Raw genomic sequence first — 20,509 nt, 5'->3', positions numbered from 1 at the left:
ACCCGTCGGTGCTGAGCGGTCGCGATGAATCACCTGTCATAGCCCCAGCGGATGCCGAGCATCCCCGGGCCGAAGCCGTGCCTGGCGAGGTGCACCGACCCCGACCTCACCGCACGCGCCGTGGACACGTACTCCTCCCCCGTCTCGATGAACTCCTCGCACCAGCTCGGCACGGCATCAGGATGGAAGCGCACCCAGATCAGCGTCTCCCTCGCGGCCCTCGACGTCGCGTGCCAGACGGACTGCCGTGGCGGATGCCCTGGCGGATAGGTCTCGGTGAACTCGATGAGCGTCGTGCCGCCCGTGGTGATGGGCTCGTCGAGGGCGATCACCACCCCGGAGAGGAGACGCCCCGGATGCAGGTACTCGCGGTCGACCCAACCGCCGATGACGTCGGAGAACACCGACATGACGTCGCTCTCGACCGGGGTCGCGTCGATGAGGGGGATCTCGGTGATCGTGCCCTTGGTCGACTGCACGAGGGCCCTCGTGACCACGCGCTCGACGGCTCCGTCGCGACCGACGTGCGCGACGTACTGGGTGGACAGATCCCGCAGCGACTCCTGAGGAGCCGACCGCAGCGCGACGAGGGTCTCCTCCGCCTCGCGCTGCACCCTCTCCTCGTCGAACGGGAGCTTCGGGGGCGCCACCGTCCCGAGCCGCGCCGAGGGCCCGAGCAGGCTCGTCAGGTGGCCGCGGTCGAGGGCGAGGCGATCCTCGATGCCCTCGACGACGCTCAGCGACTGCGCGCCCTCGGGCTGCCGCGCCCCCGATCGCCAGTAGCTCAGCGTCGCCATCGACACCGGGTTGCCGTCGTCGTTCAGCAGCGCCTGCAGACGCGCGAGCGACATGCCGCGTTCAGAGATCGCGACGCGCAGTGCGGCCGCGAACGCCGATGTCCGATCCGTCACAGTTCTCCCTGCCGTCGTGTGAAGGAGCCTCGTCTACAGTCAGCATACGGATTCGCGCTCGCCTCCCCTCAGAGCGGCGGCCCGTCATCACCGTCAGACGGCTGGGGCCTTCGGGTGAAACGTCCGTTGCGGCTGCCCTTCTTTGGGGGAAGGACAGCCGCAACGGAGCCCCGTCAGTCGTCGGACGTGCGGCGTGCGCGCGTCTGCTCGGCCCGCGTCGACAGCAGCTCGTCGGCCGGATAGCCGACCTCGGTGAGGGTCAGGCCGCGCGCGGCGAGCACCTTGAACTCGCTCGTCCTGGCGAGGGCGTCGCGCAGCACGGCGACATCCGCCACGTCGAGTCGCCCCTCGCCGACCGCGGCGCACGCTCCGACGAGGGCGCGCACCATGCTGTGGCAGAACGCGTCGGCCTTGAGCTCCGCGACGAGCACGCCGTCGGCATCCCGCGCCCAGCGGTACTCGAGAAGGGTGCGGATCGTCGTGGCCTCTTCACGGGGCTTGCAGTACGCCGCGAAGTCGTGGAGGCCGATCAGCGTCTGCGCTGCGGCATCCATCGCCTGCTCGTCCAGGACGCCTCGATGGGTGGTCGTGTTCAGCCGGCGCAGCGGATCGTAGCCGGAGGCCTCGTCGGCGAGCCGGTATCGATACCGCCGCCACACCGCGGAGAAACGGGCGTCGAACCCGTCGGGCGCCGGCGAGGAGCGGGTCACCGTGACGTCCGGGTAGGCGCCGAGCACGCCGCGCATGCGACCGGCGAGGGAGCCGGCTGGATCGTGCGCCGCCTTCCCGTGCCGCGACTCGACGCGCGACCACTGCTCATCGTCGAGGTCGACGTGGACGACCTGGCCGGAGGCGTGCACGCCGGCATCCGTCCGCCCGGCGACCACGAACTGCACCGGAGAGCCGACGATGCGGGCCAGTGCGTCTTCCAGCGTGCCCTGCACGGTGCGCAGGCCCGGCTGCTTGGCCCACCCGCGGAAGTGAGTGCCGTCGTAAGCGATGTCGAGCCGGATGCGCACGCATCAAGACTAGGACAGGCGCTCGACCAGGATGCCGTCCTCATCGCTGTACAGGTGCGCGCCCACCGCGAACTCCACGCCGCCGAATGAGACCGTGACGTCGACCTCGCCCGCGCCGAGCTTCGCGCTCTTGCGCGGGTTGGTCCCGAGGGCCTTCACCCCGAGGTCGAGTCCGTCGATCGCGACGCTGTCGCGGATGCCGCCGTTGATCACGACACCCGCCCATCCGTTCTGAACGGCCGACGCGGCGATCAGATCGCCCATCAGTGCGGTGTTCAGCGATCCTCCCCCGTCGATCACGAGCACGGCGCCGTCACCCGGCGTGGCCAGGAGGGACTTCACGAGAGCGTTGTCCTCGAGGCAGCGCACCGTGCGGATGGGGCCGTCGAAAGCCCGCCGCCGCCCGAAGGAGCGCAGCTGCAGCGGAAGCGACTGGATGCCGTCGCCGAGCTCGTCGTACAGGTCGGCGGTGGCCACCGTCATCAGATGCCGCCGTCGATCGAGCGGATGAAGTCGCCCGGCTCGTCGGGCACCATGACCTCGGTCTCCATGTTCAGGCTCTCGCCGCGGAAGAACCGCTTCGACCGCGGGAAGAGGAACCAGATGAACATCAGCACGATGCCGATCGCGAGCGAGCCGATGCCGACGACGAACGTGCCGCCGATGCCGAGGAGCACGGTGTTGCCGTAGTCCACGTCCCACATGTCGATCGCCGACTGCACGAAGGCCGCCGCCAGCATGAGTCCGCCCAGCAGCGGGAACAGCCCCTTGAAGAAGAAGTCGCGCGGCGAGCGCATGAGGTCCTTGCGGAAGTACCAGACGCACGCGAACCCGGTGATCGAGTAGTAGAAGGCGATCGCGAGGCCGAGCGAGAGGATCGAGTCCTGCAGGATGTTGTCGCTGATGAGCGTCATCCCGACGTAGTACGCGATCGCGACGATGCCCATGATGATGGTCGAGAACGACGGGGTCTTGAAAGTCGGGTGCACGTCCTTGAACTTCGCCGGCAGCGCACGGTACACGCCCATCGCGAGGGTGCCGCGGGCGGTCGGGAGGATCGTCGTCTGCGTGGACGAGATGGCCGAGATGATGACCGCGACGACCAGCACCCAGCCGAACGGGCCCAGCAGACCGTCCTTGATGCCGAGGAAGAAGTCGTCGGCGTTCGCCTCGTTGCCCAGGCCCGTGCCCGACTCGCCGAGTCCCGCGTACATCATGGCGGCGATCGTCACGGCGACGTAGGTGAAGAGCAGGATGACGCAGGTGAGCACAGCGGCGCGACCGGGTATCCGCTTGGGGTCCTTGGTCTCCTCGTTCAGAGCGAGGCAGGTGTCCCACCCCCAGTAGATGAACAGCGCGAGCAGGATCGCCTCGGTGAAGCCCGACCACGATGTGAAGGCGAACGGGTTCATCCACTCCCACGAGAAGTCGATGGCGTCGGGAGCGTTGCCGCTGACGATCTGCCAGAAGACGGCGACGATGAAGACGACGAGAGCGAGGTACTGGATGCCGAGCAGGACGTTCTGGATGCGCTCGCCGATCTCGACCCCGCGCCAGCTGACCCAGGTCATCGCGGCGATGAAGAGCACCGCGACGACGATCACGCGCCAGTCGTTGTTCTCCAGGTCGACGCCGATCAATGACCAGAAGTAGACCGACGCGATCTGCGCGAGGTTGGCGAGCACCACCATGCCGGCCACCGCGACGCCCCAGCCGCCCATCCAGCCCACCCACGGGCCGAAGGCCTTGGTGCCCCACGTGAAGGTGGTGCCGCAGTCGGGCACGGCGTTGTTGAGCTCGCGGTACGCGAAGGCGATGAGCAGCATCGGCACGAAGGCGAGCACGAAGGCGATGGGCGCCTGCGCGCCGACGGCGATGACCACCCAGCCGAGCGAGGCGACCAGCGAGTACACGGGTGCCGTGGATGCCAGGCCGATGACGGTCGATCCCCAGAGCCCCAGTGTCCCCGCTGCCAGTCCCTTGCCGTCGGGTCGTTCCAGATGGATTGGCGTCGTTGACATGTTCAGATAGTAGGGCACCTACTGTTTTCGGGTCAACCACCTACGGATACCAATGGAATCCGTCACCACAGTCGTGCCAAACAACAGAATCCGAAGGTTCAGTTCCGTCCGAGCATCCCATCGGAGTGCTCAGCCACCCAGGCGACCAGAGGGAGCATCCTCTCCATCAGGTCACGCCCCAGCGGAGTGAGGCTGTACTCGACGTGCGGAGGGACCGCCGGCAGGGACTCCCGGTGCACGATGCCGTCCTCGGCGAGGGTGCGCAGAGTGGAGGCCAGCATCTTCTCGCTGATCCCGCCGACCTCTCGACGCAGCTCGCCCCAGCGGCGCGTCCCATCGGAGAGGCAGGAGAGCACCAGCACGCCCCACTTGCTCATGACGTGGTCGAGGATGACCCGCGTGCTGCAACCGGGGTCGAAGAGCATGGGAGACGATCCCTTTATCTGCGCAAAACTCACCGTCATGTAGGTACCTTACTTCAAAGTGGGTACCCGCACTCTGGAATGTAAGGCCTTCCCGAGCGGGTTGTGGCTGGTGTCACCTACGAAAGGACACCCCATGACCATCCTCGTCACCGGAGCAACCGGGAACCTCGGCCGCCTGATCATCGAGAGCCTGATCGAGCGCGGTGCGTCCGCCGATCAGATCGTCGCCGGAGCGCGCGACGTCGCGAAGGCCGCCGACCTCGGCGTCCGCGCCGTGCACCTCGACTACACCGACCCCGCCTCCGTCTCCGCCGCCCTCGACGGCGTCGACTCGGTGGTCCTGGTCTCCAGCTCCGAAGTGGGGCAGCGCTTCGCGCAGCACAAGGCCGTGATCGATGCCGCCGCCGCGGCGGGGGTGACGAAGTTCGTCTACACGAGCGCCCCGAAGGCCACCACGACCGATCTGATCCTGGCACCCGAGCACAAGGCCACGGAGGAGGCGATCGCCGCGTCCGGTCTTCCGTCGGTGATCCTGCGCAACAACTGGTACACCGAGAACTACGTGCGCGACCTCGCCACCGCGGCGGAGAGCGGCGTGCTCGCCGCCGGCGTCGGCGACGGTCGGGTGGCATCGGCCAGCCGCAAGGACTTCGCGGATGCCGCGGCGGTCGTCCTCCTCGAAGACGGCCACCTCGGCCAGGTCTACGAGCTCGGCGGCGACGTCGCGTGGAACTACGACGAGCTGGCTGCGGCGTTCGCCGAGATCACCGGCCGCGAGGTCTCGTACGTGCGTCTCGGCGCAGACGAGCAGGTCGCCGCACTCCGCGCCGCGGGTCTCGACGAGGGCACCGCAGGGTTCGTGGCCGCGCTCGACGCCGGCATCCGCGACGGTGCGCTCGCCGACACGGACGGCACGCTCGCGCGCCTCATCGGCCGGCCGACGACGCCGCTCGTCGACGGACTGCGCGCCGCGGCCTGACGCCGCGAGCACGGGTGGGCGGTGCGGTCGCGATCTCCCTCGCGATGAGCGCGCCGCCCGCCCGCAGGCGATCGTCGTCGGCCTGCGGCGATCCGCGAAGAGCTCTGCCGAGGGACGGGTGCGGTGAGAAAGTTGCCGTCATCCGAACGGAAGTGTGCTAAATATCTACAACAGGATCTTTAACTCGCACCCTGCCCATCGGAATCGATCCGCGAGGTCGAGCCACTCGTTCAATGATGATCGGAAGGCCGCAGATGAACACCCGTCCCACGACCCCGTCGGCTCTCGCTGACGGCGAGCACCTCAAAGTCCTCGGATACGACGACACCTTCGACCGGTCGATGAGCCTCTGGGCCAACTTCGCCCTCGGATTCACCTACCTGTCCCCGCTCGTGGGCGTGTACTCGCTCTTCGCCCTCGCCTTGAGCGTCGGAGGTCCGCCGTCGGTGTGGTGGATCTTCATCGTCGGCGCGGGTCAGCTCCTCGTGTCCCTCGTCTTCGGAGAGGTCGTCTCGCAGTATCCGATCCACGGCGGCATCTACCCCTGGGCGCGTCGGCTGTGGGGACGCCGGTACGCCTGGATGGCCGCGTGGGTCTACATCTGGGCGATGATCGTCACCGTGACGGCGGTCGCCGAGTTCGGCTCCGGATTCACCGCGAGCCTGTTCGGTCTGGAGCCGACCCCCACGACGACGCTGCTGCTCACACTCGCGCTGCTGCTTCTCGCTCTGCTCATCAACTTCTCCGGAACAAAGTGGCTGGGACGCGTCGCCCGCATCGGGCTCGCCGCCGAACTCGCCGGCGTCATCGGAGTGGGCCTGTACCTCCTGCTGTTCCAGCGCAAGCAGGAGTTCAGCGTCTTCTTCGACACGATGGGAGTCGAGGGCGACGGCAGCTACGCGACCGCGTTCTTCGGAGCCGCGCTCGCCGGGCTGTTCCTGTTCTACGGGTTCGAGGCCTGCGGCGACGTCGCGGAGGAAGTGTCCCAGCCCGCCCGTCGCATCCCGCGGGCGATGGTGCTGACGATCCTCGTCGGAGGCGTCTCCGCCCTGTTCTCGTTCGTCGGCTATGTGCTCGCGGCTCCCGATCTGCAGGCCATCGTCGCCGGCGAGAACGCCGATCCGATCCCCGGCATCCTCGAATCCGCACTCGGAACCGTCGGCGCCAAGATCTTCCTCGTCATCGCCGTCACCGCCTTCATCTCCTGCGTGCTCAGCCTCCAGGCCGCCGCCAGCCGTCTCCTGTTCTCGTTCGCACGCGACGGGATGCTGCCCGGCCATCGCTGGCTGTCGAAGATCTCGCCCCGGAACAAGGTGCCCACCAACGCGCTGATCGTCGCCTGCACGATTCCGGCGATCATCGCGGTGCTCGTGTGGATCAATCCGGACCTGCTGGTGGCCGTCACCGCGTTCGCCGTGCTCGGCATCTACGTCGCGTTCCAGATGGTCGTGCTCGGCGCCCTGCGCCAGCGTCTGCGCGGATGGCGACCGGCCGGTCCCTTCTCGCTCGGCGCCTGGGGAATCGTCGTCAATGCCCTCGCCCTCGCCTACGGCGTGTTCGCGATGGTGCTCCTCGCGCTCCCCGGCTCCTCCGGCGATGTCATCACCGACTGGATCGTCCTGATCGGGCTCGGCGTCGTCGTGGTCACGGGAATCGCGTACCTCCTCATCGCTCGCCCCGACGGGAAGTCCGACGCCCCCGAGGGCGACGCGATCACCGTCGCCGAGGAGATCCGACGCCGCACCGGCGCGATCCCCCTCCCTCAGACCTCTCAGCGCAGGCCGCGCTGACGGCGGGAGCCGCGGCTACTCGTGCACGTGCACGACGGTGAGCCGGATGCCCGACGCCTCCAGCCCCTCCGCCTCGAGCATCGCCGCGACCGCCCCGTGCACCGCGCGTACGGTGTCTGCGGCGCTCGCGGCGACCTCGACGGCGATCGAGACCTCGACGCCCACCCGGTCTCCGTCTCGGTCCACGACGACGAGCGGCTCGTCTCCGTCGCGCAGCCCCAGGGCCTCCGCCGCGCGGCCGACGAGGTTGGACGCGAGAGATCCGGAGCGGTACACGCTCTGTACGCCCGGAACCCGACGCACGACGGCCTCGATCTCGCCCGCGAGGGAGATGCGCTGCTCCTGCTCCTGCGTCATCGACCTGCCCCCTCTTCCCAGGATGCGACGTCTTGGATGTCGCGCACCGTGATGTCGATCCCCACCACGTTGAGCTCGGTGTGCCGTCGCAGCCGGTCTGCGACCTCGGCGCGCAGCCTCTCGACGAGGTTCGGGATGGGTTCCCCGTAGGGAACGCTGGCGTCGATGTCGATGCGGATCGGGGCACCGGGCTGCTCGGCGTCGCCGTCGAGCCGGCACCGGCCGACGAGCACGCCCGGGACGCTGCCCTCCGCCGCGCGCACGAGTCCGCGGACCGCGCCCTCGGTGATTCCGAGGTCGGCGCCGCCGACCTCGGACGCGATCGGCACGCGTCGTCCGGAGCGGGCGTCCAGGACGATCCCGCTGAGGATGCGGTCCACCCAGCTGTCGTCCACCTCCTGCTCCTCCGCCGCGTCGGCGGCGATGAGCTGTCCGGTCAAGGCGCGCAGGCGAACCAGCGCATCGAGGGCGAGCTGGCATCCCGCGGATCCGTCGATGGACGGGTTCGCCGGAGTCCGATCGGCATCGAGGTAGTCGGTGAGCTCGTCGATCGTGTGACCGTCGAGATCCGCCGGTTCCAGCCCGAGTCGGCGCAGTTCAGGCGCGTCGTGTTCGTCGCTCATCGCCACTCCTCCATCCGTACGATGATGTACTTCCGGGCGCGGGCCAGCAGGCCGCGCGCCGTGGTGACGGGAATGTCGAGCTCCTCGGCGATCTCGTCATAGGAATATCCGCCGATCTCGCGGAGCACCCAGCACTCGCGCTGTCCGTCGGGCAGTTCGCGCAGTGCGGCGGCGAGTGCCTCGACCTCCGCGCGTGTCTCGGCGATGCGCGGAGGCGACGCGTGCGACGGCGCCGGGTGCTCGACGTCGTCGATGTCGAGCACCGGCCGCTGCGCGCGCAGGCGGTCGACCGCCTTGCGGCTGACGATCCGCATGAGCCAGCTCTTCACCTTCACCGGCTCGTCCAGCTCAGGGAGCCGCTGCCACGCCGTCACGAACGCGTCCTGCACGATGTCATCCACGTCGGAGGAGGCGTTCAGCATCCGCTGGGTGTACGCCCTCATCATCGGCGTGTACCTGCGCACGAGAACGGCGAACGCCGCGACGTCTCCGTCCATCGCACGTCCGGCGACGATGCCGTCGTCGGCGCGCTCAAGGGCGCTGCCCGAACGCCTGTCGTCCATTCCCCGCCCTTCCCCCACCTGACCGTCGGCCGGTCCGGGCCGGTGTCGCCACCGCCCCGGACCCAGCATCTCCCTGCAACGGGCATGCCTCGCCGAACTCTGTCTGCTTCCTCACGCCTTCGCGCGGCGTCCGACGAGCAATCCGTAGATCAGCAACACGATGAGCGAACCGCCGATCGCGAGCACCCACGTGGAGAGCGAGAAGAACGAGTCGAGGCTCACGTTGAAGAGGAGCCCGCCCAGCCAGCCGCCGAGCATTGCGCCGACGATGCCGAGCAGGAGCGTGACGAACCATCCACCCGCCTGCTTTCCGGGCATGAGGAGTTTCGCGATCGCTCCGGCGATCAGTCCGAGGAGGAGGAATCCGAAGAAGCCCATGGTGTGTCCTTTCGATGAGATGGAGGCGGGGCCGTGTCGGCCCCGCCCGGTCCGCTACTTCTTGAACGCGTCCTTCACGTCCTCCGCGGCGTCCCTGATCTCGCCCTTGGCCTGCTCGGCCTTGCCCTCGGCGACGAGCTTGTCGTCGTTCACGACGTGCCCGACGGTCTCCTTGGCCTTGCCTGCGACCTTCTCGGCTGCGGCCTTGATCTTGTCCTGAGCGCTCATGGCGTCTCCCTTCCGTGAACGGCCCCGGATCTCGGGGCCGAGTCCTTGTCTGCCCTGCGCCTCAGCGCACGGCCTTCTGCAGCTTCCGCTGCGCGTCCTGGATCGACCGGCGCGCCTTCTTGGCCATCCGGGCGCGTGACTTCCGCGCGTCGGGGTTCGTCCACAGGCGCTCCAGCTGATGCCGGATGTCCTCGTAGTCCTTGCCCCGTGCCTTCGCCGTCTCCGCGCCCACGATGTAGGCCGCGATGGCGATGATCGCCACGATGATGATGTTCTTGCGCATGTCGTCCCTTCCTCGTCGTCGTACTCAGCGCACGCGTGTGCGCCGCTTCAGCCCGTCGCGCCAGCTCCGATCGGACAGGTGCAGCAGGATCGGACCGCGGGTGCCCAGCAGTGCGTCCCAGTCATCGACCGCGGCCTCGGCGGCGGTCACGACCCTCCGGAGAGAGGCGCCGCGCTGGACCGTCACCGCGAGCTCGATCGTCCGCGCCCGACGGACGAGGTACGCGTTGGTGCGCGCGGCGAGGACGTCGGGCCGTTCACCCAGAGTCCCGGCGAGCACCGCCTCCGCGACGTTGCGATCGACGACGGTGCTCCCGTCGGCGGCCTCGGCGCGCAGGACGTTCCTCGTCCTTCCTCCGCCCCGTGTGAAGACGAAGAGGATCAGCAGGATCGTCAGCAGCAGCGCGATGCCCAGCGCGACCGGCAGCATCCCCGGAACGGACCCCGCCCCTGGAACGTCGACGCTCCACGAGCCGAACCGCGCCGAGAGGCCGTCGACGATCGCCGACGCTCGCTCCTGCCACGGGGTCAGCCACGGAGCCCCGATGCCGGCCGCGAGCGCAGCCGCTCCCGCAACGAGGAGGATCAGCCCGAACACGAGCAGCAGCGCGCGGTTGAGCGCCCTGTTGGTGGAGGTCATGCGACCACCCCCCTCTCCGAGATGTAGACCTTCGGCGTCACGACGAATCCCAGGTCGGACACGGTGTCGACCGCCGTCTCCGCAACAGCGGATTCGTCGATGCGGATGCCGCTGGTCGGCGTCACCCGCACCGTCACGCGACGACGGGCGAGCGTGACCGAGACCTGTCTGCGGTCGATGCCGCACCGGGCCGCGACGGCATCCGCCACCGCATCCGCGAGCACCCCGTCGTCGACGAGGAGGGCGACCCGCTCCGTCGTGCGCGCCCTACGCGCTCGACGCCCCGGGAGGACGGCGAGCAGCAGCAGGATCAGCGCGACGACGACGGCCACCGCTCCCGAGACGATGAGCGACACCCGGCCCGCATCGGGCGATGTCAGCTCTGCGATGCGAGCGGATGCCGCGTCGCCGAAACGCCGATCGAGCAGACTCCACACGCCTCCGACGAGCAGGGCGAGCAGCAGCACGACCGCGACGGATGCCGCGACCACCGCCGCGACGGACCGCGAAGAGTGCGTCTCCCGGCGCAGCACGCGCCGATACGCTGCCTGTTCGGTGGTCATGCGACCCTCGTCTCTGCGATCTTCCTGACACCCGAGTAGCGGATGTCGACGGTCCCTACGGTTCGCCCGGCCAGCTCCTGCATCCCGCTGATCAGTCCGTGGCGGAGTGCGGCGCCGCTGTCGACGACGGATTCGCGCCGCGACCCCTGCAGGGCGACGGGAACCGTCACCGACACCCGGAGAGAACCCCGGTCGTCGGCCAGCGCGACCGAGACGTCGCGACGCGGAACGCGTGCGAGGTCTCGCGCGAGGCCGACGGCCAGGTGCTCGAGGGCACGGGCGCTGACTGTCGTCCGCCCCGGAGCGCCCCCCGGCGCCGGTGCGGTGCGATCGTCGATCATCATGATGATGAACGCCGTCCCCTGAACGCATCGGCGAGCGCTCGTACATCGAGCCGCCCGTCGACGATCCGGCCGATGATCGCGCCGACGAGCATCGCCACGGCCACCAGGACGAACGCCCAGAACCCGAGGACGACCCAGGTCAGCGCGAGCGCTGCCCCTGCGGCGGCGCCGATCACCGAAGTGCTCACTGGACTCGCGCCTCCTGCGGCTGCTCGGCGCCGTCGTCGTCGGAGGGGATGTGGACGTCGTTGACGGTGACGTTGACCTCGGCGACCTCCATGCCCACGAGCTCGACCATGGCGTGCACGATCGCCGCGCGGACGTCGTCGGCCACCTTCTGCAGCGAGACGGGGTACTCGGCGACGATCGTGACGTCGACCGCGACCTGCGTCTCCCCGACCTCGACGCTGATGCCCTGCGCGAGATCCGTCGTGTTCAGCGCGTCGCGGATGGCCCCAACCATGCGCGCGGCGCCTCCGCCGAGCGCGTACACGCCGCTGACGTCGCGTGCGGCGATGCCTGCGATCTTCGCGACCACGCCATCCTCGATCGTCGTCTTCCCGGCCGCCGACGCCTGCGGCGCCGAAACGACCTGAGCCTTGGGCTGGGTGCCACCAGTCACATTCGCCATCATGAGCTCCTTCTCCGTGTGTCCGCGGCCGTTCCCGGCAGCGGGTCGCAATCGTGCGACACCACTAGGACGGATGCCGGAGTCGAAACGTCACAGATTCGTCGGAAAAAGATCTTCGCGGGGACATGACGGCAGGGCCGACCGGCATCCGATCGCCACGATGCCGACGGAGTCCGGTCTCGTCCTCGGTCGCGGCCTGTGCCATGCTCTTGGCATGAACTCCCCTGACGGCAAACCCTCCCGCCGCGGCGCCGTCATCGGTCTGCTGTTCTTCGTGATCGGCATACCGATCGCCGTGTCGCTGCTCATACTGTTGCTCTGACGCTCCGTCACCGCCGGTCGGGGTGTTCGCCTCCTCGGCGGAACCTGCGCCGCGGATCCACTCGACGCGGTGCTCGGCATCCGAATCTGCGGAGTCTCTTCGGAGCGGGTGAACCCAGAATGCAAAAAGCCCCGGACGTACCCGGGGCTGATCTGGTGTTTCTGTAGCAGGAGCGGGGCTTGATCCAGCGACCTCACAATTATGAGTTAGATGCGGTGGGCTAACAGGTGCCAGTTGGACACTGTTTTCCGCGTGATTTCGCCGCTGTTGTCATCGTTGGGCTCGGCTGGTTGAGGGTGGTTTCAGCGAAGCTACCGGCACAGGACCGGCACACGATGCATTAGTCGCGAGGAGGTTCGTCGCCCAACAGCGACAGCACGTTGTTCCGTGCGGCAAGCCGGAGAGCCGACCGACCGCCGTTCTGCCATTCCTCGTCATTGCTGTGAGCCTCACGAAGCTCCGGGAGAACTATGGTCCAGAGATCCTCCGTGAGAATCAGAGCTTGTTGCCCACCCGAGAAATCGCGATTCTCGTAGTTGCTTCGCCGGTAGGGTTGGAAGCCGCCGTCCGGGTAGAGCTCAAACTGGAACTCCGCATCCGGATTGGTTGCGAGCGCCGTGATCTTCGCAGGCCCAAACGCCTTCGTCCCGATCGCGACCAGGGCTGCCAACTCGACTCGGTCCACCGTCGCCTCGTCCTGAAACCGCGCCCCGCGAAGGCTGCGATCGAGCGAGTTGATCTCCTGAATCCCCGCCAGATATAGGTTTGCCGAAAGCTGCTGCTGCCACTGAAGGCGGTAGAGGAGCCACAAGAACAGGTCCTCTGTGATCGCTTCGGGAATCGCGTCCGTAACCACGGTTGCGTGCTCATCGCACTCGACAGCCAGGTCGCGAAGTGCAGACCGCAGTATTCCGAACTGATGGTCGTCGCGGACCGTAACGACTGCAGATACGCCATTCTCTGCAGGAAAGAGGATGACGTCGGCAGCGTTAAGGCGGTGGATCAGAGCTGGGTCGGCGGCTAATCCGTGCTGTCGGGCAGCCCTGTTGTCGAGCTGCCACCAGTAGTGACGAAGTGCAGTTGCTCCGGGAGTCCGAAGACCCGCGATCTGGTCACTCGCCGATGTAACGTCGAACCCAAAGGGCGAGGCTCCAAGCGCGTATGTGGGGTCTTCGATCGATCCCCAACCGACGTGGGATCCTGACTGGTCCTGGCTATCGTAGATCAGGGCCGCGGCAGCGTCTCTAAGCATTTGAGGCGATGCAGACGTCTGGATTCGAAGTGGGCGAACCGCAACTTGGTTACTCTGAAGCACTGCCAAGTGAATCTGCCTCCAATCGAACTCGCTGGACGTTTCCGTCCGCCACGATAGCGCGGTTCTTGGTTTTGACCGCGTAGGGCAGGGTGTTCTTGACGAGCGTCGTCGAGAAAGAGACCTCATCCTTCGACTCGGGGTGTCTCGGGAGAAGGTCAAACTGCAAGCGCGACTGGCTCTGGTCGCGGCTTCCGCGCACCTTCTCGGCTGTCGTGAGAGGGAGTGTGAGGTACTGGCGGGTTACGACGCGAGTTCCCTGGGCCTCATCGACTTTCTTGCACTCCGCGTTGCCTCTGTCGGAGCGTCCGGGTCGAATATCCGCTACGCCGACAGGAAGTAGCTCGATCCGAAGCTCGGCCCCTTGGCTCACCAGCTTTCTTAGAGTGCGTTCCGCCCAAAGAGATCGGCTGACTGTGGCGAGTTCAACGCTAAAGGCAACCTCCGGCACAGCAGGAGAGGTCGGAGTAGTCCGGCACCTGGCGGTACAGTCGCCGATCACCGACTTGCCGTCGATCTCCCAGCGAAGCACATACTTGGGGCCGCCCCAGACAAACACCGACAGGGCGACGGCAAGGCCCAATCCAACAAGCGGCATGACCCATCGAAGTAGCGCGGGTCCACCGTCCCAGGCGACGGCGATGCTCAGCGGAATCCCAAATAGTAAGCAGCTGACAATCGCTTCGCCGGCACGGTCTAGCCGCTCGCGAAGTTCAAGAGATCCCCGAATCAATGACCTGGCTCACCACCAAGTCAACAACACTCGAACTGTTGTCCGAGACGCTGATGCCACCGTCTTGCGTAATACGGACCGACGCGGGCGTGGGCTGTCTCCGGACAAGGTTGAGTGCGAGTAGACGGTGAATATGCCGCTCATCCATCAATGCGAGGACTTCCGAAGTCGACTTTCCGCTATTGAGATCAGCAAGCACAGCATCGACTGCTTCGGTGTCATCGAGACGTTCCCCGGACGCGGTGGCGAGCGTTGCGTCCGATGCCCTGAACCCGCTAGTCCGCATCCTGGACGCCAACTTAAGCAGACCATCGATGCCGAGGTACAGCGCTCGACGACCGTCCCCCACAACCTGTGGAGGTGGCAATTGGCGAGGGTTGGCGATAGCGGTCGTTCCCACAGATCCATCGCCTAGCACCGCTCGCGCTAGCTGGAGCTCTGGCATGAAGCCAGTATGAACCATGCGTCTGACGTTCGCATCCAGAGGCTGGGGCGCGGCGAGGAGCGCCCGGACCGCAGCGAAGCGAGGGCCGGACGCACCGCAGTGGCGCCCCACCCTCAGGAGGCCGCTAGGTGTACTGACCTCGACCGTTGTTGATTCGGTCGATGGGAGCGTGGCCTCCGATGCCGAGGTGGTGCCTGTCTAGGTTGTAGTGGTCGAGCCAGGCCGTCAACCCTGCTCTGCGGTCATCGTTTGAGGTCCAAGGGTGGGCGTAGGCCCACTCGTTCGCGAGGGTTCGGTTGAGGCGTTCGACTTTCCCGTTGGTCCAGGGGCAGTGCGGGCGGATGAACTTCTGTGTGATGCCGTGTGCGTTGATCACGGTCCGGAACGCGGTGGAGTGTCGGTAGGCGAACGCGTTGTCGCTGATAACCCGCTCGACCCTGACCCCGAGGGTGGCGTAGAACGCGATCGCTCGTTCCAGGACGCCTGCGGCAGTGGTGCCCTTCTCGTCGTCGTGGATCTCGGCGTAGGCGACGCGGGAGTGGTCGTCGATGACGGTGTGGACGTAGTCGTAACCCGCGCCGCGATGCCGATTCGGGCGTTCGCCACGGCCATGCAGACGCCACCCGCCGCCATCGGGGATCCGGCCGAGCTTCTTCACGTCGACGTGGATCAGAGACCCCGGATGGTCGTGCTCGTAACGCTGTGCGGACCGGCGGGTCGCACGGATCAGCGTCCCAGTGACCGGGTCCAGCTCGCGCAGCAGCGGCACCTCATGGCGATGCAGCACACGCCCGACCGTCGAGGCCTGCAGCCCGAGCTTGCCGGCGATGAACACCGGGCCACGGCATGATCCGTACCCGCATCTCCACGCACACCGCCGTCCGGTGAGGGTGCGAGTGAGCGACGCTCGACCGGTCCACCAGACCCGCCAGGCCGTGCTCCCTGAACCGTCTCCACCACCGCCACGCCGTCGTGCGAGAGACACCCATCTCCGCCGCGACATGCGCGACGGCACGCCCCGACTGGATGCGTTGAAACATGATCAGTCTGCCGGCTGGAGTCAGCCGGGCATTAGCGTGGGACACGAGAAGCCTCCGTGTGTTCGAGCTGCAGAACTAGACAGCTCCAACTCGACACCGGAGGCTTCTCCTACGTCAACAACGATCCGGGTCAGGACACCTAGCGCTCCCCGGCCGCCATACAGCTCATCCAATAGCTCCGTGTCGCAGCAGCAAGTGTCTCGGCGGTCTCATGCTCTGTTGCCATCGTGCCCACCTGAGTGCGAGGGTCTTCAGGGACGTGCGCGATCAGCCAGAGTTCAAACGAACGCATCAACACACTCACAAGCTCGGCACGGTCTGATCTAGCGGACAGAGCCTCCAAAGTCTCGTTCAGCGCGTCAACGGCCGAAGCGAATCGAGTCGGGACCATTTCGGCTTCATCCATGCGCCCACGCTAACAGGCGAGTTGCAGAGCAACCAGCGGCGTACATCACGAAGTAGGGTGGGTCGTCGCGAACCGCGAAACGTTGCCATTGGTCTTCACACCCGCAGTTCGCGAGTGCGTTTCCGGACCTTCGACCGGCACAAAACCGGCACAACCCTCCCCCACGCCACTCCGGACGGTCTCCCAAATACGACAAAACCCCCAGAATTCCGGGGGTTTGAATCTGTAGCAGGAGCGGGGCTTGAACCCGCGACCTCACGATTATGAGTCGTGCGCTCTGACCAGCTGAGCTACCCTGCCGCACTGCATCCGCATCGCAGATACGAACACTGTGAGCCCCGAGTCAGGATTGAACTGACGACCCCTTCCTTACCATGGAAGTGCTCTGCCACTGAGCTATCGGGGCGTGCTGCCCCTCGCGGGGCAACCACACGAGAATACCATCACAGTGGCGTTCTCATGAAATCGAGGCGGTCAGTCCAGCGTGTACCGGCCCGCGTTCGCCTTGAGCCAGGGAAGCGGGTCGATCGTCTTGCCGTTGACGATGATCTCGAAGTGCAGATGGGCGCCGAAGGAGTGGCCGGTGTTGCCGGTCAGCCCCACGATGTCGCCGACCTTGACGGTCTGTCCGGCCTTGACCTTCAGCGAGCCGTACTGCATGTGCGAGTAGTGGCTCGTGATGACCTGACCGTCGATGACGTGGTCGATGTAGACGGTCACGCCGTAGCCGCCGCCCTGCTCCGTCGCGATGCGCACGGTGCCGTCGGCGATCGCCTGGATCGGGGCGCCCTCTCCCGGCACGAAGTCGATGCCCTCGTGCATGCGGCCCCAGCGGGGTCCGTATCCCGAGCTCATGCCGACGCCGACGAGGAACGGCCACTGGATGGCCGCCTCGGGGTCGTTGGTGAAGACGGTGTCGGAGAACTTGATGCCCTGCTCGGACGCGAGGTCGACGAGAGAGACGGTCGAGAAGTCCTCGGCGCTGGCGAGCGTCTCGTTCTGCACGTCCGACGAGGTCACGAATGCCTGGATCGGAGTGTCGGACTTCTCCGCGCCGGCGGAGGCGGCGACGAGTGAGGTCGAGGCGACGCCGTTCGAACCGACGGCGGCCACCGCCTCAGCCGGCAGCGTCATCGAGACGGCGAGTAGTCCGGCGAGGCTCATCACGCCGACGGTCGCACCGACGGCCAGGAACTTGCGGGCGCTCGGACGGCGACGGGCCACGTGCTCGACGGTCGGAGCGTCCGCGACAGCGGGCTCCTCGTCGATCGGAGCGGATGCCGCGGCGTCCGCGACATCGCCGGAGACGGAGCGGAACGTGCGGGCAGCCTGCTCGAACGGATCGGCGGAGGTCTGCTCCCCCACCGTCGGCGTCTCGACGAAGGGCTCGGCAGCGGATTCTGCTGCGACAGGCTCGGCGGGTGCGGCTGCGATGTCGGGAGTCTTGTCGGCGGTGAGTGCGGCGACCATGGCGACCGCTTCGGCGACGGTCACGCTCCGGCGAACGGTGCGGCGCGTCATCGGCGCCGATGACACCGGTGCGCTGCCTTCGGAGACAGCTGCCGTCGCTCCTGCCGCGGGGGCCTCGGAGGCCGCAGTGCGGATGCGGCTGGAGCGGCGCGTGGGCGCAGGGGCAGCCTGGGGATTCTCGAAGGGCAAAACGATTCTCTCGGGTCAGACGTCAAGCAGGGGGGATGCTTGCACCCTCATCGCCTCGGGAACGACGAAGGTAACGATCGGATAAACAGTACCCTGAGCCGCCTGAGAAAGCCATGAGTTCGTCATGAATCCTCCAGAAGCTCCAGGAGCCGGGCGTGCACATCGATGCCGCCCGCGACGATCATCGGACGCGCCGACTCCACGTCGAGACGTGTGACCGCGCCGCCGGCCTCCTCGACGATCAGGGCCCCGGCAGCGAAGTCCCAGGGCTTGAGGCCCCGTTCGAAGTAGCCGTCGAGACGCCCCGCGGCGACGTACGAGAGGTCGAGGGCCGCCGACCCCGCACGGCGGAGGTCGCGCGCCATGGTCATCACGCGGCGCACCGTGGCCAGGTCGCCGTCGTGCGTCGAGGGGTCGTAGCCGAACCCGGTCGCCAGCAGCGCACCCGCGGGGGTCTCCGTCGTGACGGACAGACGCCGCTCCCCCAGCCACGCACCGCCGCCCCGACTCGCGATGAACAGCTCTCCCACCGCGGGGGCGAAGACGGCCGCGGCGAGAGCATCCCAGTCCTGCGGGTCGGCGCTTCCGCGCACGGCGGCGATGCTCACGCAGTACGCGGGGATGCCGTAGGCGTAGTTCACGGTGCCGTCGATCGGATCGACGACCCAGGTGATGCCGGTCACACCGGGATCGGCATCCGACTCCTCCCCGAGGAAGCCGTCGCCGGGGCGGGCCTCGCGGAGTCGCGTGCGGATGAGCTCCTCGACCTCGCGATCCGCGTCGGTGACGATGTCGGCCAGGCTGCTCTTGGTGGCTGCGAGATGCACACCTTCGTCTCGGCGACGACGTGCGAGCTCACCGGCTTCGCGAGCGATCTCCGCGGCGAGATCGACGAGTTCGAGGTCGGCGCTCACTGCGGCGGCAGCGGCGGCGCGGGCGGGAACGCCGTGGCGTTGGGAGCCGGCGGCGACTCCGGAGCGGCCGGAGCCGGAGGAGCGGCCTGCACCGGAGGAGCCGTGGGCGCGGGAGGACCCGCGGGAGCCGGTGGCGTCGCGGGGACCTGCGGCGCCGCCTGCGGAGCCGAGAAGTCCGGGATGGCGGGAAGCTGCGGAGCCGCGTACTGCGCGGCCGGAGCGGCGAGCTGCGGCTGCTGTGCGGAGGGGTGACCGGTGTAGTAGGCGTTCCAGTCGGGGGTGCCGTCGGGCAGCACGGGCAGCGGCGTGGCCCCGTCGGCATAGGTGGGCCAGGCCGGAGCCACCGGTGCGTACGCGTGTGCGACGACGGGCTTCTTCGGCGCGAACAGCGCGTTCAGCAACGGGATCAGCGTGGTGCCGACCGCGGTGAGGATGGTCAGCGCCACGAGGATGCGACCGTACAGGTCGCCGAACTCGAAGTTGTGCGTGAACGTGAGGAAGAAGACGAGCATCCCCACGAGGCCGACCAGGAACACGATCGTCGCGATGTAGATCACGCGGGTGAACGACGTGACGTAGCGGTTGGCGGCCGGAGTGAACAGCCGCACATGCAACAGCGCGAGCTGCAGGATGCCGACGACGAGCAGCAGCTGGAAGAAGCGCTCCCCGCCGCTGAACACCTGGCCGTCTTCAGGGAGCCAGATCTTGAACGCGCCGACGATGAGGGCCACGATCCACGTGACCATGCTCGCGAGAGCGAGCCAGTCGGGGCGGTTCGGCGCCAGTCCCGCCTCCAGGATCGCGATTCCCGCGAAGCCCGCGAGCAGCAGGATCGTGAGGAACGCGCGCCCGATCAGGCCGTCCTGATCGCCGATCAGCACCCAGACCACGCACACCAGAGCGGCGGCGATGAGCGCGCCGATGGCGATCCAGATCGATCCCCTGATCAGAAGGGACATGTTCTTCTTCGGTTCGGCCTGCACGGACTCCGGCTGCGACATGACGGTCCTCTCGACGAGCGGCGGTGTGTTCATCCTCGCATGCGGGGTCGCGGATGCCGCGAGCATCCGTGGCCCTGTGGAAACTTCAGGTCACCGATGCGCGTCAGACGGCCTTCTTCGTCGACGCCGCCGCGAAGGCCGCGATGCGCGCCTGAGCGTCGGGCGTCTCCATCGCCGCGCCGATCGAGCGCGCCTCCTCGCTCAGCTGCTCGACGAACGTGCGCTCGGGCTGAGAGCGGACGAGGCGCTTCGCCTGGCCGTAGGCCGCGGCGGCGCCGGCGAGCCAGAACCGCGCGACCTCCTCCGCCCTGGCGCGAACCAGGTCGGCCTCGGCGGCGGCATCCGCTCCCTCGACGGCCTCGGCGACGAGACCCCACTCGACGGCCTCCTGCGACGTGAGGAGGCGATCCTGCAGCACGAGCTGCAGCGCCCGTCGCTGGCCGATCGCGCGAGCGAGCTGTGCGGAGACCGAGAGGTCGGGGGTCAGCCCGATGTTGGCGTAGAGGCTGCCCAGCTTGGAGCGCGCGCCGACGACCGCGTAGTCGGAGCAGAGCAGGATGCCGAGCCCTCCACCAGCCGTGGCGCCGTGCGCTGCGGCGACGACGGGAACGGCCGATCCGGTGAGCGACCGGATGCCCGCGTTGATGACCTCGGCGAGCGCGGTGATGTCGTCGCCGGATCCCATCGTCATCGACATCTCGATCACGTCGCCGCCCGCGCAGAAGGCGGGACCGGCCGCATCCAGGAGGATCGCTCTGACGTCATCACGGCTCGTGACCTCTGCCGTCGCGTCACGCCAGGCGTAGGCGAGTTCGGCGTTGAAGGCGTTCAGCCGCGACGGACGGTTCAGCGTGAGCCGAGCCAGCCCCTCATCGACGGACAACAGGATGGCATCGCTCATGGCGTCTCCTTCGAGCACAGGA

25 protein-coding genes, 2 tRNA genes and 1 pseudogene are annotated in these 20,509 nt (G+C 67.6%); 2 read left to right on the top strand and 26 right to left on the bottom strand.

All coding sequences use genetic code 11. The features are described 5' to 3' along the window. Positions 1–29: 29 nt before the first annotated feature. The 5 genes from CQ047_RS02360 to CQ047_RS02340 all read right to left on the bottom strand — a co-directional run bounded on the left by CQ047_RS02360 (position 30) and on the right by CQ047_RS02340 (position 4,415). A complete protein-coding gene (locus CQ047_RS02360; RefSeq protein ID WP_105672672.1) occupies positions 30–911 on the bottom strand; it encodes a hypothetical protein in 882 nt (293 codons plus the stop codon). A gap of 173 nt (positions 912–1,084) precedes the next feature. Further along, on the bottom strand, positions 1,085–1,930 hold the full coding sequence (truA, locus tag CQ047_RS02355) for a tRNA pseudouridine(38-40) synthase TruA (RefSeq protein ID WP_105672671.1): 846 nt from the start codon (positions 1,928–1,930) through the stop codon (positions 1,085–1,087). A gap of 9 nt (positions 1,931–1,939) precedes the next feature. Beyond that, on the bottom strand, positions 1,940–2,413 hold the full coding sequence (rraA, locus tag CQ047_RS02350) for a ribonuclease E activity regulator RraA (protein ID WP_105672670.1): 474 nt from the start codon (positions 2,411–2,413) through the stop codon (positions 1,940–1,942). After that, the gene (locus CQ047_RS02345) at positions 2,413–3,951 is read right to left on the bottom strand and encodes an APC family permease (protein ID WP_105672782.1); all 1,539 of its coding nucleotides are present in this window, start codon (positions 3,949–3,951) and stop codon (positions 2,413–2,415) included. Before CQ047_RS02345 ends, rraA begins: the two co-directional genes overlap by 1 nt. A gap of 98 nt (positions 3,952–4,049) precedes the next feature. Further along, a complete protein-coding gene (locus tag CQ047_RS02340) occupies positions 4,050–4,415 on the bottom strand; it encodes a helix-turn-helix domain-containing protein (protein ID WP_105672669.1) in 366 nt (121 codons plus the stop codon). Positions 4,416–4,509: 94 nt separating this feature from the next. Here CQ047_RS02340 and CQ047_RS02335 point away from each other — a divergent pair, with 94 nt between their 5' ends. Then, positions 4,510–5,355, top strand: a complete 846-nt coding sequence (locus CQ047_RS02335; RefSeq protein WP_105672668.1) for an SDR family oxidoreductase — start codon at positions 4,510–4,512, stop codon at positions 5,353–5,355. Positions 5,356–5,609: 254 nt separating this feature from the next. After that, a complete protein-coding gene (locus CQ047_RS02330; RefSeq protein ID WP_105672781.1) occupies positions 5,610–7,145 on the top strand; it encodes an APC family permease in 1,536 nt (511 codons plus the stop codon). A gap of 15 nt (positions 7,146–7,160) precedes the next feature. On the opposite strand, the gene CQ047_RS02325 is transcribed toward CQ047_RS02330, so the two are convergent. The 21 genes and pseudogenes from CQ047_RS02325 to CQ047_RS02225 form a co-directional block, all read right to left on the bottom strand. Then, a complete protein-coding gene (locus CQ047_RS02325) occupies positions 7,161–7,502 on the bottom strand; it encodes a hypothetical protein (RefSeq protein ID WP_105672667.1) in 342 nt (113 codons plus the stop codon). Beyond that, complete coding sequence (locus CQ047_RS02320) at positions 7,499–8,125, bottom strand: Asp23/Gls24 family envelope stress response protein (RefSeq protein ID WP_105672780.1); 627 nt, start codon at positions 8,123–8,125, stop codon at positions 7,499–7,501. The genes CQ047_RS02325 and CQ047_RS02320 overlap by 4 nt, the downstream gene beginning before the upstream one ends. After that, a complete protein-coding gene (locus tag CQ047_RS02315; protein WP_105672666.1) occupies positions 8,122–8,688 on the bottom strand; it encodes an RNA polymerase sigma factor in 567 nt (188 codons plus the stop codon). The genes CQ047_RS02320 and CQ047_RS02315 overlap by 4 nt, the downstream gene beginning before the upstream one ends. Before the next feature lie 111 nt (positions 8,689–8,799). Next, positions 8,800–9,066 carry a GlsB/YeaQ/YmgE family stress response membrane protein gene (locus tag CQ047_RS02310; RefSeq protein WP_105672665.1) on the bottom strand — a complete coding sequence of 89 codons (267 nt, stop codon included), beginning with the start codon at positions 9,064–9,066 and terminating at the stop codon, positions 8,800–8,802. Positions 9,067–9,120: 54 nt separating this feature from the next. Beyond that, positions 9,121–9,294, bottom strand: coding sequence for a CsbD family protein (locus tag CQ047_RS02305; RefSeq protein ID WP_105672664.1), 174 nt, complete (start codon positions 9,292–9,294; stop codon positions 9,121–9,123). A gap of 61 nt (positions 9,295–9,355) precedes the next feature. Beyond that, a complete protein-coding gene (locus CQ047_RS02300; protein ID WP_105672663.1) occupies positions 9,356–9,577 on the bottom strand; it encodes a hypothetical protein in 222 nt (73 codons plus the stop codon). Between the two features lie 24 nt (positions 9,578–9,601). Next, positions 9,602–10,216 carry a hypothetical protein gene (locus CQ047_RS02295; protein ID WP_105672662.1) on the bottom strand — a complete coding sequence of 205 codons (615 nt, stop codon included), beginning with the start codon at positions 10,214–10,216 and terminating at the stop codon, positions 9,602–9,604. Next, on the bottom strand, positions 10,213–10,779 hold the full coding sequence (locus CQ047_RS02290) for a DUF6286 domain-containing protein (protein ID WP_105672661.1): 567 nt from the start codon (positions 10,777–10,779) through the stop codon (positions 10,213–10,215). The genes CQ047_RS02295 and CQ047_RS02290 overlap by 4 nt, the downstream gene beginning before the upstream one ends. Next, positions 10,776–11,123 (bottom strand): hypothetical protein, encoded by a 348-nt coding sequence (locus CQ047_RS02285; RefSeq protein WP_146114254.1) that lies wholly within the window; start codon positions 11,121–11,123, stop codon positions 10,776–10,778. Before CQ047_RS02285 ends, CQ047_RS02290 begins: the two co-directional genes overlap by 4 nt. Further along, on the bottom strand, positions 11,120–11,311 hold the full coding sequence (locus CQ047_RS02280; RefSeq protein WP_105672659.1) for a DUF2273 domain-containing protein: 192 nt from the start codon (positions 11,309–11,311) through the stop codon (positions 11,120–11,122). Before CQ047_RS02280 ends, CQ047_RS02285 begins: the two co-directional genes overlap by 4 nt. After that, on the bottom strand, positions 11,308–11,754 hold the full coding sequence (locus CQ047_RS02275; RefSeq protein WP_105672779.1) for an Asp23/Gls24 family envelope stress response protein: 447 nt from the start codon (positions 11,752–11,754) through the stop codon (positions 11,308–11,310). The genes CQ047_RS02280 and CQ047_RS02275 overlap by 4 nt, the downstream gene beginning before the upstream one ends. Positions 11,755–12,416: 662 nt before the next feature. After that, on the bottom strand, positions 12,417–13,328 hold the full coding sequence (locus CQ047_RS18640; RefSeq protein WP_146114253.1) for a hypothetical protein: 912 nt from the start codon (positions 13,326–13,328) through the stop codon (positions 12,417–12,419). A gap of 49 nt (positions 13,329–13,377) precedes the next feature. Beyond that, positions 13,378–13,986: a hypothetical protein gene (locus tag CQ047_RS02265; protein ID WP_105672657.1), complete on the bottom strand. Its 609-nt coding sequence runs from the start codon at positions 13,984–13,986 to the stop codon at positions 13,378–13,380. Between the two features lie 704 nt (positions 13,987–14,690). Continuing rightward, positions 14,691–15,651: pseudogene (locus tag CQ047_RS02260) on the bottom strand (IS481 family transposase). Between the two features lie 94 nt (positions 15,652–15,745). Further along, entirely contained in the window at positions 15,746–16,012 is a 267-nt protein-coding gene (locus tag CQ047_RS02255) for a hypothetical protein (protein ID WP_146114252.1), read from the bottom strand. Positions 16,013–16,238: 226 nt separating this feature from the next. Then, positions 16,239–16,312, bottom strand: a tRNA-Met gene (locus CQ047_RS02250). Positions 16,313–16,346: 34 nt separating this feature from the next. Beyond that, positions 16,347–16,418, bottom strand: a tRNA-Thr gene (locus CQ047_RS02245). 68 nt (positions 16,419–16,486) lie between these two features. Further along, positions 16,487–17,506 (bottom strand): M23 family metallopeptidase, encoded by a 1,020-nt coding sequence (locus CQ047_RS02240; RefSeq protein ID WP_258132442.1) that lies wholly within the window; start codon positions 17,504–17,506, stop codon positions 16,487–16,489. A gap of 287 nt (positions 17,507–17,793) precedes the next feature. After that, positions 17,794–18,585, bottom strand: a complete 792-nt coding sequence (locus tag CQ047_RS02235) for an inositol monophosphatase family protein (RefSeq protein ID WP_105672654.1) — start codon at positions 18,583–18,585, stop codon at positions 17,794–17,796. After that, positions 18,582–19,619 carry a hypothetical protein gene (locus CQ047_RS02230; RefSeq protein ID WP_146114251.1) on the bottom strand — a complete coding sequence of 346 codons (1,038 nt, stop codon included), beginning with the start codon at positions 19,617–19,619 and terminating at the stop codon, positions 18,582–18,584. Before CQ047_RS02230 ends, CQ047_RS02235 begins: the two co-directional genes overlap by 4 nt. A 70-nt stretch (positions 19,620–19,689) precedes the next feature. Continuing rightward, positions 19,690–20,487, bottom strand: a complete 798-nt coding sequence (locus tag CQ047_RS02225; protein WP_105672653.1) for an enoyl-CoA hydratase/isomerase family protein — start codon at positions 20,485–20,487, stop codon at positions 19,690–19,692. Between the last annotated feature and the right edge of the window lie 22 nt (positions 20,488–20,509).

Source organism: Microbacterium sp. MYb72, assembly GCF_002979415.1.
GTDB lineage: Bacteria > Actinomycetota > Actinomycetes > Actinomycetales > Microbacteriaceae > Microbacterium > Microbacterium natoriense.
Note: the sequence above shows the minus strand (reverse complement) of the source record. Positions and strands in the feature narration are given on the sequence as shown.

Bases quoted from the DNA above. Each gene is read 5' to 3' on its own strand.
- CQ047_RS02305 (WP_105672664.1), bottom strand. From the start codon at position 9,294: ATGAGCGCTCAGGACAAGATCAAGGCCGCAGCCGAGAAGGTCGCAGGC.
- CQ047_RS02255 (WP_146114252.1), bottom strand. From the start codon at position 16,012: ATGGATGAAGCCGAAATGGTCCCGACTCGATTCGCTTCGGCCGTTGAC.
- CQ047_RS02225 (WP_105672653.1), bottom strand. From the start codon at position 20,487: ATGAGCGATGCCATCCTGTTGTCCGTCGATGAGGGGCTGGCTCGGCTC.
- CQ047_RS02300 (WP_105672663.1), bottom strand. From the start codon at position 9,577: ATGCGCAAGAACATCATCATCGTGGCGATCATCGCCATCGCGGCCTAC.
- CQ047_RS02345 (WP_105672782.1), bottom strand. From the start codon at position 3,951: ATGTCAACGACGCCAATCCATCTGGAACGACCCGACGGCAAGGGACTG.
- rraA (WP_105672670.1), bottom strand. From the start codon at position 2,413: ATGACGGTGGCCACCGCCGACCTGTACGACGAGCTCGGCGACGGCATC.
- CQ047_RS02285 (WP_146114254.1), bottom strand. From the start codon at position 11,123: ATGATGATCGACGATCGCACCGCACCGGCGCCGGGGGGCGCTCCGGGG.
- CQ047_RS02290 (WP_105672661.1), bottom strand. From the start codon at position 10,779: ATGACCACCGAACAGGCAGCGTATCGGCGCGTGCTGCGCCGGGAGACG.
- CQ047_RS02295 (WP_105672662.1), bottom strand. From the start codon at position 10,216: ATGACCTCCACCAACAGGGCGCTCAACCGCGCGCTGCTGCTCGTGTTC.
- CQ047_RS02315 (WP_105672666.1), bottom strand. From the start codon at position 8,688: ATGGACGACAGGCGTTCGGGCAGCGCCCTTGAGCGCGCCGACGACGGC.
- CQ047_RS18640 (WP_146114253.1), bottom strand. From the start codon at position 13,328: ATGCTTAGAGACGCTGCCGCGGCCCTGATCTACGATAGCCAGGACCAG.
- CQ047_RS02330 (WP_105672781.1), top strand. From the start codon at position 5,610: ATGAACACCCGTCCCACGACCCCGTCGGCTCTCGCTGACGGCGAGCAC.
- CQ047_RS02340 (WP_105672669.1), bottom strand. From the start codon at position 4,415: ATGACGGTGAGTTTTGCGCAGATAAAGGGATCGTCTCCCATGCTCTTC.
- CQ047_RS02230 (WP_146114251.1), bottom strand. From the start codon at position 19,619: ATGAACACACCGCCGCTCGTCGAGAGGACCGTCATGTCGCAGCCGGAG.
- CQ047_RS02320 (WP_105672780.1), bottom strand. From the start codon at position 8,125: ATGAGCGACGAACACGACGCGCCTGAACTGCGCCGACTCGGGCTGGAA.
- CQ047_RS02335 (WP_105672668.1), top strand. From the start codon at position 4,510: ATGACCATCCTCGTCACCGGAGCAACCGGGAACCTCGGCCGCCTGATC.
- CQ047_RS02265 (WP_105672657.1), bottom strand. From the start codon at position 13,986: ATGCCGCTTGTTGGATTGGGCCTTGCCGTCGCCCTGTCGGTGTTTGTC.
- CQ047_RS02275 (WP_105672779.1), bottom strand. From the start codon at position 11,754: ATGGCGAATGTGACTGGTGGCACCCAGCCCAAGGCTCAGGTCGTTTCG.
- CQ047_RS02310 (WP_105672665.1), bottom strand. From the start codon at position 9,066: ATGGGCTTCTTCGGATTCCTCCTCCTCGGACTGATCGCCGGAGCGATC.
- CQ047_RS02325 (WP_105672667.1), bottom strand. From the start codon at position 7,502: ATGACGCAGGAGCAGGAGCAGCGCATCTCCCTCGCGGGCGAGATCGAG.